Origin of the sequence: Streptomyces sp. NRRL S-31, assembly GCF_000718775.1 — a bacterium.
In the GTDB taxonomy this organism is placed as follows: domain Bacteria; phylum Actinomycetota; class Actinomycetes; order Streptomycetales; family Streptomycetaceae; genus Streptomyces.
The window spans coordinates 19,947-32,470 of the sequence record NZ_JOCB01000048.1 but is presented as its reverse complement, the minus strand read 5'-3'; the positions used below and the strand labels follow the sequence as shown (position 1 = coordinate 32,470).

General features: G+C 72.3%; 8 protein-coding genes. 4 read left to right on the top strand and 4 right to left on the bottom strand.

The features are described 5' to 3' along the window. Positions 1-90: 90 nt before the first annotated feature. The 4 genes from IF37_RS0119775 to IF37_RS0119760 all read right to left on the bottom strand — a co-directional run bounded on the left by IF37_RS0119775 (position 91) and on the right by IF37_RS0119760 (position 4,277). Complete coding sequence (locus IF37_RS0119775) at positions 91-519, bottom strand: universal stress protein (RefSeq protein WP_030744161.1); 429 nt, start codon at positions 517-519, stop codon at positions 91-93. Between the two features lie 97 nt (positions 520-616). Beyond that, the gene (locus tag IF37_RS0119770) at positions 617-1,660 is read right to left on the bottom strand and encodes a TIGR03571 family LLM class oxidoreductase (protein WP_030744158.1); all 1,044 of its coding nucleotides are present in this window, start codon (positions 1,658-1,660) and stop codon (positions 617-619) included. Between the two features lie 349 nt (positions 1,661-2,009). Then, positions 2,010-2,837 (bottom strand): aldo/keto reductase, encoded by an 828-nt coding sequence (locus tag IF37_RS0119765; protein WP_030744155.1) that lies wholly within the window; start codon positions 2,835-2,837, stop codon positions 2,010-2,012. Positions 2,838-3,056: 219 nt separating this feature from the next. Further along, complete coding sequence (locus IF37_RS0119760; protein WP_030744153.1) at positions 3,057-4,277, bottom strand: MFS transporter; 1,221 nt, start codon at positions 4,275-4,277, stop codon at positions 3,057-3,059. Positions 4,278-4,433: 156 nt separating this feature from the next. On the opposite strand from IF37_RS0119760, the gene IF37_RS0119755 reads away from it, so the two are divergent. From IF37_RS0119755 to IF37_RS0119740, 4 genes are all read left to right on the top strand, one after another. Next, entirely contained in the window at positions 4,434-4,904 is a 471-nt protein-coding gene (locus IF37_RS0119755; RefSeq protein ID WP_030744150.1) for a MarR family winged helix-turn-helix transcriptional regulator, read from the top strand. Positions 4,905-5,637: 733 nt separating this feature from the next. Beyond that, positions 5,638-8,481 (top strand): LuxR family transcriptional regulator, encoded by a 2,844-nt coding sequence (locus IF37_RS0119750; RefSeq protein ID WP_030744148.1) that lies wholly within the window; start codon positions 5,638-5,640, stop codon positions 8,479-8,481. Between the two features lie 155 nt (positions 8,482-8,636). After that, positions 8,637-11,228, top strand: a complete 2,592-nt coding sequence (locus tag IF37_RS0119745) for a helix-turn-helix transcriptional regulator (protein ID WP_030744145.1) — start codon at positions 8,637-8,639, stop codon at positions 11,226-11,228. 108 nt (positions 11,229-11,336) lie between these two features. Next, on the top strand, positions 11,337-12,263 hold the full coding sequence (locus IF37_RS0119740) for a phosphatase PAP2 family protein (RefSeq protein ID WP_052845271.1): 927 nt from the start codon (positions 11,337-11,339) through the stop codon (positions 12,261-12,263). Positions 12,264-12,524: the final 261 nt, after the last annotated feature.

Sequence of the window (12,524 nt, the reverse complement as noted above, 5' to 3'; positions counted from 1 at the left end):
ACCTGCTCCGCGGTGGTGGCCGAGCGCGCCGGCCGGGCCCGCTCCGTGTCAGGTCACCCCGGGCTCGGTGCCCGGCGCCGGTGCCGGCCGCTACGCGTCGACGCCGTCGGGTACCAGGAGAACGGGGATGCCGCTGGCGTGCGTCACCGCGTCGCTCACCCGCGGGGTGAACCAGGCGGTGAACATGTTCCGCTTGTGCGGGGTGATCACCAGCAGGTCCGCCGCGAGTTCCCCGACCGTCCTGCTGATGATTCCGGGTACCTCACCGACCGTGCCCGCCGCGAGGTGTCCTTCGGAGCGGACTCCGGCTTCGGCCACCGACTCGACCGCGGCATCGAGGACCCGCCGCGCCGCGTCGGTGTCCTCCAGCCGTACGACCGCCTGGCGCTCGATGTCCGTGACGGCGATGTGCAGCACGTGCACGACGCCGCCCGCGGTCTGCGCCAGGCGGGTCGCCGTGCGCAGGGCGGCCGCGTCGCCCGCGCTGGAATCGACGGCAACCACGATGTTCTGGAACATGAGTCACTCCAATGAGAGCTGAGGTGTTCTGATGGGGAAAAGGGCCGGCGTGGAACCGGGGGAGGGAGATCGCAGGAGGCTCGGGGGCGGCTCGCGGTCAGAGCCCGGGCGTGGCGTCCGCACCGGTTGCGACCGCCGCGTCGGGGGTGGGGAAGTGCGGCAGCACCGTCTCGGCGAGTTCCCGGAGTACCTCCTCGATGGGGCGGTCGCCGGGGCGCAGGTTGAAGGAGACGTGGCTGACGCCGAGGCTGCCCATCTCCCGCAGGTGGTCGACCAGGGCCCTGCTCCCGGTGCGCAGGCCGAGCCGGATCGCGGTCGCGGCGGTGGCCGGATCCTCGGTGAGGTCCAGTTGCATGGGAGTGAGGTACGGCTTGGGGGTCCCGGCGGTGAGCTGCTGCCATTCGCGGGTCTTCAGCCGCAGGGCACCCAGGGGGCGGGGGTAGTTGAGGGAGGCATCGGCGTTGCGTGAGATCCACTCCGCGGACTGCTGGGCATGGCCCGCGATGGCGAGGGGAATGGTCCGGCCCGTCGGCTTGGGCAGCACCTCGAGCTTGCGGTCGGCGCCGAGTCCGATGTCGGGCAGGCTGATGCCCTGCCCGACGGGACGGGTGGCCCAGGCCGCGCGCAGGATCTCCACGCTTCTGCGGAACGTGGCACCGCGAGCCTCGAAGTCCTCGCCGAACAAGGGGTACTCCACCGGCCGGTCCCCGCTGGCCAGCCCGAGGACGAACCGGCCGCCGGAGAGGACGTCGACGGTGGCCGCCGCCTTCGCGACGAGCAGCGGCTGCCGCAGCGGCAGCACGATGGCACCGGTGCCGAGCACGGCCCGCTCGGTGACGGCCGCGAGATGCCCCAGGTGCGTGAACGCCTCGAAGACGGAGCCGGCGTCGCCGAACTGCTCGGGGTCGTACAGGGGTACGTCGCGGACCCACAGGCTCGCGAAACCCAAGGTGTCGGCGAGACGTGCCAATTCCGTGTGACGTGTCAGGTCGGGGACTCCGAAGGGACGGCCGGCTGCCCGGTCGGCGCGCACACGCGTGTGGCCCCAGTCGTTGTCGAGAGGAAGCTCAAGGCCCAGAGTCGGCAGGCCCGCGGGGTTCACGAGCCGGTCGAGGGCGGTGGCAGCGGGGGTGGGAGACATCGGGTGGAACCTTTCAGCGTTCGGTACGGCCTGAGGCCCGGGGGTGTGCGACCCCGGCGGTGTGCGACCCCGGCGGAACCGGGTCGGGGCCGCGGCCCCGGAGGGAGAGGAGGGGTGGCTTGGGCGCGCGGGCGCGAGGGTTCGTCCCGCGCGCCCTCGCGGAGCGGCCCGCCATCCGGAGCGGCGCGGCCCGTGCGGAACCGTGCGGGCCGCTCCCGTCCCAACGGGCCAGGGGGCTGGGTTTTCCGTTCGGATCGGGCCGGGCCGGGGCCGGGGGCCCGGTTCCGCGCTCTCCCGGCCGTGGCCGTGGGAAAGCGTGCCCGGCGTCGCGACGGGGCGCGCGTCGGCGCTAGTTGAGGGTGTCGGGGTCCGGACCGGTGCGCAGACCGCGGTCGAGGGCGGCGATCGCGGCCATTTCCTCGTCCGACAGGGTGAAGTCGAAGACGTCGAGGTTCTCGCGCATGCGGGCGGGCGTCACGGACTTGGGGATGACGATGTTGCCGAGCTGGAGGTGCCAGCGCAGGACGACCTGCGCGGGCGACTTGGCGTGCCGCGCGGCGATGGCGGTGATCGCTTCGTCACCGAGGACGGCGCCCTGTGCCAGCGGGCTCCATGCCTCGGTGGCGATACCGAGGTCGGCGTGCAGGGCGCGCAGCTCGTTCTGCTGGAGGCCGGGGTGCAGCTCGATCTGGTTGACCACCGGCACCAGGCCGGTGCCGTCCAGCAGCCGCTTCAGGTGCGCCGGCTGGAAGTTGGAGACGCCCGCGGCCCTGATCCGTCCGTCGGCGGCCAGCTTCTCGATGGCCTTCCAGGACTCCCGGTACAGGTCACGGGCCGGGGTCGGCCAGTGGATCAGATAGAGGTCGACGTAGTCCAGTCCCAGCCTTTCCAGGCTGGCGTCGAAGGCCTTGAGCGTGGCGTCGTACCCCTGGTCGGCGTTCCACAGCTTGGTCGTGACGAAGAGGTCGTCGCGAGCGATGCCGGAGTCGGCGAGGGCCTTGCCGACCCCGGATTCGTTGCCGTAGATCGCGGCGGTGTCGATCGAGCGGTAGCCGGCCTCCAGCGCGGCCGAGACGGCTGCGGCCGTCTCGGTGTCGGGCACCTGGAAGACACCGAAGCCGAGCTGGGGGATCTCGACGCCGTTGTGGAGAGTGACGGTGGGGACAGAGGCGTTCATGAACAGGTTCCTTGCGTGGTGAGGGGGGTGGGCAGGCTGTGGGAAGGGCCGTCCGGGTCGAACAGGTCGACGAGGTCGGCCGTCGGGGCGTTCATCCGGAGCGCGGTGCACGCCCGGCGGTCGCCTCCTCGCCGTCCGCCGTGACGACCGCGCCGTGCTGATCTCCTCTGGGATCAGTACCCGTGAGGGCGGCGGTGATCAGCACCTCCGCGCTCGCTGTCAGTGGCCGACCGGGGCGCTGGTCTGCCGTGCCGGCGTGTGGGTGGCACCGGGCACACCGTCGCCGGAGGCCCGGCGCGCGCGGCGGTCGAGGAACGCGGCGACGAAGGACAGCAGCAGGGCAGTGCCGGAGAGCAGGGCGCCGACCCAGTTCGGCGAGGTGTAGCCGAGTCCGGCCGCGATCACCACACCACCGAGCCACGCGGCCAGCGCGTTGCCGAGGTTGAAGGCGCCGATGTTGGCGGCCGAGGCCAGGGTCGGGGCGGCCGAGGCCTGGTCGAGGACCCATTTCTGCAACGGGGGCACCGTGGCGAATCCCAGGGCGCCGATCAGGGAGAGGGTGATCGCCGCCAGCACCTTGTTGTGGGCGGTGGCGGTGAACAGCAGCAGTACCGCGGCCAGGCTCGCCAGGGTGGTGAAGAGCATCGGCATCAGGGCGCGGTCGGCGAACTTGCCGCCGAGCAGGTTGCCGAGGAACATGCCGACGCCGAAGAGGACGAGCAGCCAGGTCACGGCGCCCTCGCGGAAGCCTGCCACCTGGGTCATCATCGGCGTGATGTAGGTGATCGCCGCGAAGACACCGCCGTAGCCGAGGACGGTCATCGCCATGGCGAGCCAGACCTGTACGTTCTTGAACGCGGCGAACTCGGCGCGGACGTTCCCGGCCTGGGGCTTGCCCTGCTCGGGGACGAGCTTGGCGACGCCCAGCAGGCCGATGAGGCCGAGGGCTGCGACGATGGCGAAGGTGACGCGCCAGCCGGCGATCTGTCCGATGTAGGTGCCGCCGGGTACCCCGACGATGTTGGCGATGGTCAGGCCCATGAACATCAAGGAGATGGCGGAGGCCTTCTTCTCGGGGGCGACCAGGTCCGCGGCGACCACCGAGCCGATGCCGAAGAACGCGCCGTGCGCGAGGGAGGCGACGACCCGGCCGACGAGCATGAGGCCGAAGCTCGGGGCGGCGGCCGAAAGGGCGTTGCCCACGACGAACAGGCCCATGAGGAACATGAGCATCTTCCTGCGGGACACCCTGGTGCCGAGCACGGTGAGGAGCGGGGCTCCGATGACGACGCCGAGCGCGTAGCCGGACACCAGCCAGCCGGCGGTCGGGATGCTGACGCCGAAGTCGTCCGCGACCTGGGGCAGCACGCCCATGATCACGAATTCGGTGGTGCCGATCCCGAAGGCCCCGATGGCGAGGGCCAGGAGCGCGAGAGGCATGGGAGAGACCTTCCAGATGATTGCGTTAGACGCTTACCTTCGAAGACAATAGTTGCAGACGCCTGATACTTGCAAACGCCGTTTGCCGAACTTTGAAATATTCTTCGTCCGCATGTATGGTGACGGGGGCCTGGTTCGCCGCTGAAGGAGGCTTCCGTGACCGCTTGTGCTCCCGCGCTTCCCGTCCTGACCCAGGGCTGGTCCGCCCTCTCCGTGCTGCACGGCAGGATCGAGGCACACCTCGGACACGTGCTGGAGAGCGAGCACGGCCTGAGCGCCCGTGAGTACGCCCTGCTCGACGTGCTCAGCCGACAGCACGACGGGGTCGGAGGGCACCTACAGATGAGACAGGTCGCCCACACCCTCGTCCTCAGCCAGAGCGCCACCACGCGGCTGGTCACCCGTCTCGAGGACCGCGGACTGCTGTCCCGCTACCTGTGCCCCACCGACCGCCGCGGGATCTACACCGATGTGACGGACGCCGGTGCGGAACTGCTCGACGCGGCCCGCCCCGCCCACGGCACCGCCCTGCGGGCGGCACTCGCCGAGGCAGCTCAGGACGCCAGGCTCGCACCGCTGGTCCGGGCCTTGCAGGCGCCGCCCGCCCCGGTCGCTGTCGCCGCCTGAACCGGGACCTGACCGGTGCCGTCGCAGGCGCCGCCCGCCCCGGTCGCTGTCGCCGCCTGAACCGGGACCTGACCGGCGCCGTCGAGCGCGCGAAGCCGTGCCCGTTCGCGGCGCGACCGGGGCGCCGGCTCGTTCGAGCCCGGATCGCCGCTGCCACCGCACCGACCTCGGCCGGCCAACCCGGGAAGCCCGACGAAGCACGCCGGTGAGCGAGCCACGAGCGTACGAAGGGCTCCGGCAAAAGGCCCATGGATGACAGCGCACACATTTTGCCTGTGAGGGCACTGCGCAGCGGCCCGGCGCGACCGAGGACGGTCGCGCGTACATCATGAGGCGTCCGCAAAAAAACCGGCCAACCGGTGGGTGTCACGGCGGCCGTCGATCACTGGCTGCTGACGCGCCCCGGCCGCCGCATGTCCTTCTTCGAGAGGTGAACGAGTCGATGCACCCGCCGCCGACGCGTTCCTTCGCACCCCCGTGTGAGCGACACCGTCGTCGACACCGGCCGGATCACCATGTCTGTCGGTCGCGCAGCACTCCGCCGCCTCCATGACCGGGGTCCGCGGGCCACGCCCCGTCCGTCCGATGAATCCGCGCGCGACGAGGCGACGGCGGTGCAACGGAGCCCGGGCGAGGCACCGTCGGCCCGCCGCCCGCCCGGCAAAGGCAGCGCACGCTCCTACGCGCGCCCAGTGAGGAAGCCGCTCCGGCGCCTGATCTTTCGAGGGTCCCCATGCACCGTTTCCAAGCAACGTACGAATCCGGCGGAGCCGACGACCGGCGACTGCCGCTGCGCGGCCGGGAGGAGGAGATGCGCTTCCTGCGTGCGCGCTTCGGGGCCCTGTTGCGCGGGCACGGTGGTGTCGTCCACCTAGAAGGGCCGGCGGGCAGCGGCAAGACCCGCTTGCTGGCCGAGGCCCGTGCCGTCGCGCTGGGGCGGGGAATCCGGGTGTTCCAGGCGAGTGCGGATCCTGATGGCCAGTTCGTCCCTCTGGGCCCTCTGCTGGACGGCGTGTCGACGGGCGGCGGACAGCTCTTCGACACGGACCGGCTCCGTGGGCTCGCGGCGGCGCCCGAGCAACGGTTCTGGCTGCTCCAGGAGTTGCAGGACGGGCTCGAACGGGCGGCGCTCGACACCCCGCTGCTCATCGCCGTGGACGACGGCCAGTGGCTGGACGACATGACACTGCTGGCTCTGCGCGTCCTGCCGGCCCGGCTGGCCGACCACCGGATCCTCTGGATCGTGGCCACACGCAGCGGGGTCCAGGCACCCGCCGTGTCCTCGGCCCTGGAGAGCCTGAAGAAGTCCGGTGCCCATCGCCTGCGTCTCAACGCCCTGACCGACGAGGACGTCGCCGGGGTCACCGAGGACGTGCTCGGGGCGCGGCCGGACGCCGGGACCCTGCGTGCGGTCCGCCGTGCGCAGGGCGTTCCCCTGCTCCTGATCGAACTGCTCCGCGGTCTGCGCGACGAGCACGCCGTGATCGTCGAGAACGACAGGGCACGGATCACCACCGACCGTCTTCCCGCCGGTTTCCACGCCTCCGTGCGACAACGGATCGATCAACTCGGCGCACCGGCCAAGGACGTGGTGCAGACCGCGTCCGCGGTGGGCCGCAGTGTCACCGTCGGCCTGCTAGCCGAACTGCTCGACCGGCCCCCGGCGGCACTCATCGCGCCGGTGCGGGAGTTGCTCGACACCGACCTGTTGTTCGAGGAGGACGACCGCCTGCACTTCCGCCATGACCTGATCCGCGAGGCCGTCGAGAGCAGCCTGCCCTCATCGGTGCGTACGGCGCTGCGCCGTTGCGCCGCGGACGCCTTGCTGGAACGGAACGCGCCGCTGACCGAGGTGGCCGCCCTGCTGGTGGACAGTGCGGAGCCGGGCGATCAGGCGGCCGTCCGGCTGCTGCGGACGGCCGCGCAGGAACTCTCCGCCTCCTCGCCGGCGTCGGCGGTGCACCTCAGCCGCCGGGCGCTGGACCTCACGGCCGAGGGCGACCCGGAACGGCCCGCACTTCTCGCCGAAACGATCCTTCTGCTCTGGCAGACGGGGCAGCCGGCCCAGGCCAGACTGCTCGCCGCGACCGCGCTGCCCAGTGAGCTGGAGCCGGAGGCCGAGGCACGGTTGCGGCTCGGCCTGGCGCGCGTGTCGAGCCAGTACAGCTTCGTGGAGGCGGCCGAGCAGGCCGGCGTCGGAGCCGCTCTCGCCGGCATTCCGGACACACTGCGAGCCGAACTGCTGGCACTGCGGTGCCTGAACCTCTCCATGGTGGGCGATCTCGACGCGACCGCCACCGTGGTGTCCGAGACGCTCGAGGTCGCCGCACGGGCCCACAACCGGACGGCCTGGGCCACGGCGACCGCCGTCGAGTCGGTGGTGCGCTTCTACCAGCTGGACTGGGACTCCGCGCTCGCCTGCGCGGACCAGGCCGCGGCCGTGGCGGCCGACGTGGGGATCAACCACTCGCTGTGGGTGCCGGAGGCCCTGTGGAAAGCCTTCGTGCTCAATGCCGCCGGCCGCTCGCCCGAGGCGCTCGCCGAGTCCCGGACCGGGATTCGCGAGGCACAGCGGCAGGGCCAGGCGGCGGCCACCTACCTGTGGACCACGAACCGCGCCCGGGCCCTGCTGGACGCGGGCCGGCTGGAGGACGCCCAGGTCGAGGCGGAAGCCGCGGCCGCCATGTTCGACGACCTGAGCACAGGCAACTTCGCCGACACCACCCTGCTGTACTCGCTCGGCCGTGCCGCGGTGTACCGGAACGACCTCGAGGCGGCCAGGCGGTACGCGAAGGAGGCCGAACGCATGCTGGACGATTCGGCGGTCCTCGTACGCAACTCCGGCTCGTGGCTGATCGCGCTGGTGACCGACGCCGAAGGCCGTCCCCACGAGGCCATGGAGGTCCTCGACGAGGCGGTGAGCACGTTCGACAAGGCCGGCCCCTCCCTCGCCACCCCCGATGATCCGGCCGATCTTCCCGTCTTCGTCCGCATGGCCCTGCGGGCCGGGGCGGTGGAGCGTGCGGCCGCCGCGGTGCGGATGGCCGTGCAGCGGGCGGCCTTGGGCTCGCGGTTCCCGATCCTGCCGGCGGCGGCCGCCCACGCCCGCGGGCTGTTCGACAACGACCTGACCCTCCTGCTGCAAGCCGTCGACCTGTATCAGGACATCCCCCGCCTGCTTCCCCGGGCCTCGGCACTTGAGGACGTCGGACGTAAACTCCTGCCCATCCGTACGGTGGACGCCGTGCCGTACCTCGACAGGGCACTCGACCTCTACACCGAGGCGGGGGCCGAGCGAGAGGCGGCGCGGGTCCGTCGCCGACTGCGTGCGGCGGGGGCACCCCGGCGCCGTACGACGTCCAGGGGCACCGTCAAGGGGTGGCCGGAGCTGACGGTCTCGGAGGTGACGGTGGTCCGGCTGGTGGCACAGGGGCTGACGAACAGACAGGTCGCACAGCGTCTCGAGAACTCACCGCACACCGTGAACACGCACCTGCGGCACGCGTTCACCAAACTCGGGACCACCTCCCGGGCGGAACTCACCCAGCTCGTCCGGGCGCGTGAACACGCAGAGTAACCGCTTGACATCACCCGAGCGTCCGCCGAACTCGGTGAGAACGCGCGATGTCGTGCCGTGCCTCGTCTGCCAGGATCACTCCGATTACTCCGCAGAATCTCTCGGCGAAGGCGTTCGTCGCTCGAACGAAGAGCTGATCCAAGCAGGTGAGCATCATGGAGACCAGGACACACGACGCCGGGGGCGCCCAAGTGGGGATGTCACTCTCCGGTCTGGACGAGGAGCAGCGCGACGCGGTCTCGGCGGCCCTCGGGCTGCCGCCCGGACACGTCGTGGACGGCACGGTGGTCGCCCGCGCTCACCTGCTGGTGCTGCGGCACGAGGCGGCGGACCACCCGCTGCTCCTCACCGCCGACGATCCGTCCGCCATGCACCGGCAGACCACGACGGCGCTGGAGATGCTCGCTCACGAGCTTCCGAGGAGCAGGGCCCGCACGGCCGCCGCCTCCGGCGCGGACACGGGCGGCCCTTCACCATCGGCGGACCTCCCCGGGCTGCTCGTGCGGCCCGGGAACGAGGAGGCCGCGGACCGGCTGCTGCACCATGCCTTCCCCGCCATGCCCCTGGGCAGGAGGCGGCAGGTGCTGACCGGGACCGGGAGGGCTCCGCTCGCCCTGCTCCACCTGCCGGACGCTCCCGACGTCATCCGGTTCCCGCCGGTGGAGGCACTCCCTGAGGTGGTGCCCCTTTTCGAGGGCGTCGAGGCGCTGTTCGGCATGCGTGTCGGGCGACTGCCCGCACGGACACGTGCCGCCCTGCTGCTGCTTGCTCTCGCGGGCCAGGGCGAGGGCGAGGGCGAAAGTGAAGGCGACCTGCACGTGCTGCGGGCGGCGGGCGGCGACGCGGCCCGGGCCGCGCTGGAAGCGGCCGAGACCGCGAAGCTCGTCGAGGTGGACGACGAGGCCCACCGGGTGCTCTTCCGCCACCCGCTGGTCCGGTCGGCGGTCGTGGGCTCCTCGACCCGTGCCGAACGGCGCCGGGCACACCGTGTACTGGCCGGCCTCGTGGGCGACCCCGACCGGCGTGCGTGGCACCGGGCCGAGGCCTGCGCCACTCCCGACGAGACAACCGCCGCGCTGCTGGAGGAGACCGGCCGCCGCACCATCCGGCGAGGGGACGCCGCCGCCGCGGTCACCGCTCTCGTCCGTGCCGCGGACCTCAGCCCGCACCCCGCCGACCAGAGCCGCCGACTGGCCGAGGCCGCCTACCTCGGCGCCTGCGTCACCGGAGAACTGGAGAACGCGTCGAATCTGCTGCGCCGGGCGCGCGCCGTCGCCACGGGTGGCCGCGGCTCCCTGCACGCCGCCGCGGCCACCGCCCTCGTTCTCCTCGAAGGCGACGGCGACGTGGAAACGGCGTACCGGTTGGTGGTGGACGCGATCGAGGAGGGCTCCCACGGATACGACGCCACCGACAGCGAACTGATCGATGCCCTCTCGACGCTCCTGACCATCTGCGGGTGGGCGGGCCGGGCGGAGTACTGGCCGCCGCTCTTCCGGGCGATCGACCGCCTGGTCCCCGAGCCGCCGGAGGAACTGCTGCTCATGCGCGAGGCCGTCCCCGACCCCGCCCGGGCACGCGAGGGGACCCGAAGGCGTCTGGCGGCGCTGGTCCGGAACGGGGCCGCCGGGGCACATCCCGGCAGTCTCGTCCGGGTCAACACCACCGCCGTCTTCCTCGATCTGCTCGCCGACAGCAGGGCCGGTGCCTGGCAGCTGGTCGAGAGCGGCCGGGCCGGCAACGCTGTCGCCGGCGCTCTGACCGGATTCACGCACCTCTGCCTCGACGACTTCGTCACCGGACGCTGGGAGGAGGGCCGGCGCCTCGCCGACGAGGGCCTGGCTCTCGCCAGGGCCCACGGTTACGCGTTCACCGGCTGGTACTTCCTGTTCCACCTGGCCCTCCTCGCCGCGGCACGAGGCGATGAAGCGGGCTGGACCACCCTGGCGGACGAGCTGGCCCACGTGACCACCCTGCGCCGGGCCCACGGCGCCGCCCGCCTCGCCCATCACGCCAGAGCCCTCGGCGCCCTCGGCCAGGGCGACTTCGAGGCCGCGTACCACCACGTCTGCGAAGTCAGCCCGGCCGGCACCCTCGCGCCGTACGCCCCGAACGCCGCGTGGGTGGCCCTCGACCTGGTCGAGTCCGCCCTGCGCACCAACCGGCGTGCGCAGGCCGAAGCCCATGTACGCGCCATGACGCGGGCCCCCTCGGGCGGCGCCTCACCCCGGATGGCGATGCTCACCCTGGCGGCTCGTGCCCTCGTCGCCCCCGACGCCGAAGCCCTGGTCCTGTTCCGGGCGGCCGTCGACTCGCCCAACGCTCGGGACTGGCCGTTCGACCAAGCGCGTGTGCGGCTGCTCTACGGCGAACGCCTGCGACGCCTGCGCATGATCGCGGAGTCCCGCCACCACCTGAACGCCGCCACGGAGACCTTCATACGCCTGGGTGCCGCTCCGTGGGCGGCGAGGTCGGCCGCGGAACTGCGGGCCGCCGGCCAGCCGCGGTCCGGCACCGCCACCGACGCCGCCGCGTCCGCGGGGCTGACCGCGCAGGAGATGAAGATCGCCTTCCTCGCCGCCGAGGGACTGACGAACAAGCAGATCGGCGAACGGCTCTTCCTCTCCTCCCGCACGGTCAGCTCCCACCTGTACCGGATCTTCCCCAAACTCGGTATCCGTTCGCGGGCGGCGCTGCGGGACGCGCTCTCCCATCGGGGGGCGACGACGGCGGACCAGACCCTGTGACTGGACCGGCGCCAGGGCCTGCGAGAGTGCCGCCAGGTAGGGAGATGACACTGACACATCACATGTTCAGGTGAGAAACACATGACACCGATCACCTAACATCAGTGCATGTGCCCTTATCGGGAAGACGAGAAGCACTTCGGGACACGTGTGTGCCGACGACTGTGGGCCGCCGCCGCGGGCGCGGTGCTGTTGCTGGCCTGCGTCTACGGGGCGTTCGTGCGGACAGCGGCCGGACAGCGCTGGGAGAACGCGGTGCTCCGGGGACGCCGCGAGGACGAGACCCTGGCCGCCGCCCGGGCCGCGAACCGCGTGCTGGATCACATCACCCTGTCCTCGCTCGGCGCCGCTGTCGCGGTGCTGGTCCTGCTCGGGCTGGCACGGCGCCGCTACGTCCTGACGGTGGCCGGCGCCGGGACCGTGGGCTTCTCCGTGCTGATCGCCGAGGTGCTCAAGCGGTACGTGCTGGAGCGGCCGGATCTCGTGGCCGCCCCGGAGCGGCTGCTGGGCAACAGCTTCCCCAGCGGGCACACCACCATCGCGATGAGCGTGCTGTTCGGGCTCGTCCTGGTCGTCCCCTACCGGTGGCGGGGCGTCGCCGTCGGTGTCTGCTCGCTGTGGGCCACCTTCGTCGGCGCCTACACGGTGGCGGCGGGCTGGCACCGGCCCAGTGACACCATCGGGGCCGACCTGCTCGTACTGGCCGTGGCCTGCGCGCTCACCGCGCTCCTGGCGCGAAGCGGCCGGGTGCGTCCCGTCGTGGATCGCCCGCGTCCGTTGCGTGCGCTGTTCGTGATCGCCCCGCTGTGCGGTGTCGCGCTGGCCGGGCTCGGCTGCGGCGCGCTGCTGCTGGTCGACTCGTCGTTCCGGCTCCCGCCCGGTGATCCGGCGGTGCCGCGCCTGGCGTACGCGGGCGGGCACGCGCTGGCCGCGGGGGCCAGTGCGGCAACCACCCTGGCGCTGCTCGCTCTGCTGCACCGGGTCGATCTGGACCGGCCGCGGCCGTCCGGACGGGGCACCGGCCCGCTCTCCTGAACGGTGTCCGCGAGGACCGGCGGCGGGGCTGTCACCACCGCCGGGGCGGCCGGTGGCCAGGTGACCTCCGGACGGTCGCGTGGCGGCCGATCGCCGAAGACCGGCGCCCGGTGGGGAGTCAGCGATGGGGCGGGCCTCCGCGCCGGCCACCGCCGAACTCCTCGACGGCGGCCGACGCGGGATGCCGGGGCCGATGCGCACACCGGTCCGGGAGGCGCGGGTGCCGCACCCGCCGGGCCCCGGTGGCGGGGTGCCGTACTC

Bases quoted from the DNA above. Each gene is read 5' to 3' on its own strand.
- IF37_RS0119750 (WP_030744148.1), top strand. From the start codon at position 5,638: ATGCACCGTTTCCAAGCAACGTACGAATCCGGCGGAGCCGACGACCGG.
- IF37_RS0119765 (WP_030744155.1), bottom strand. From the start codon at position 2,837: ATGAACGCCTCTGTCCCCACCGTCACTCTCCACAACGGCGTCGAGATC.
- IF37_RS0119760 (WP_030744153.1), bottom strand. From the start codon at position 4,277: ATGCCTCTCGCGCTCCTGGCCCTCGCCATCGGGGCCTTCGGGATCGGC.
- IF37_RS0119775 (WP_030744161.1), bottom strand. From the start codon at position 519: ATGTTCCAGAACATCGTGGTTGCCGTCGATTCCAGCGCGGGCGACGCG.
- IF37_RS0119745 (WP_030744145.1), top strand. From the start codon at position 8,637: ATGGAGACCAGGACACACGACGCCGGGGGCGCCCAAGTGGGGATGTCA.
- IF37_RS0119770 (WP_030744158.1), bottom strand. From the start codon at position 1,660: ATGTCTCCCACCCCCGCTGCCACCGCCCTCGACCGGCTCGTGAACCCC.
- IF37_RS0119740 (WP_052845271.1), top strand. From the start codon at position 11,337: ATGTGCCCTTATCGGGAAGACGAGAAGCACTTCGGGACACGTGTGTGC.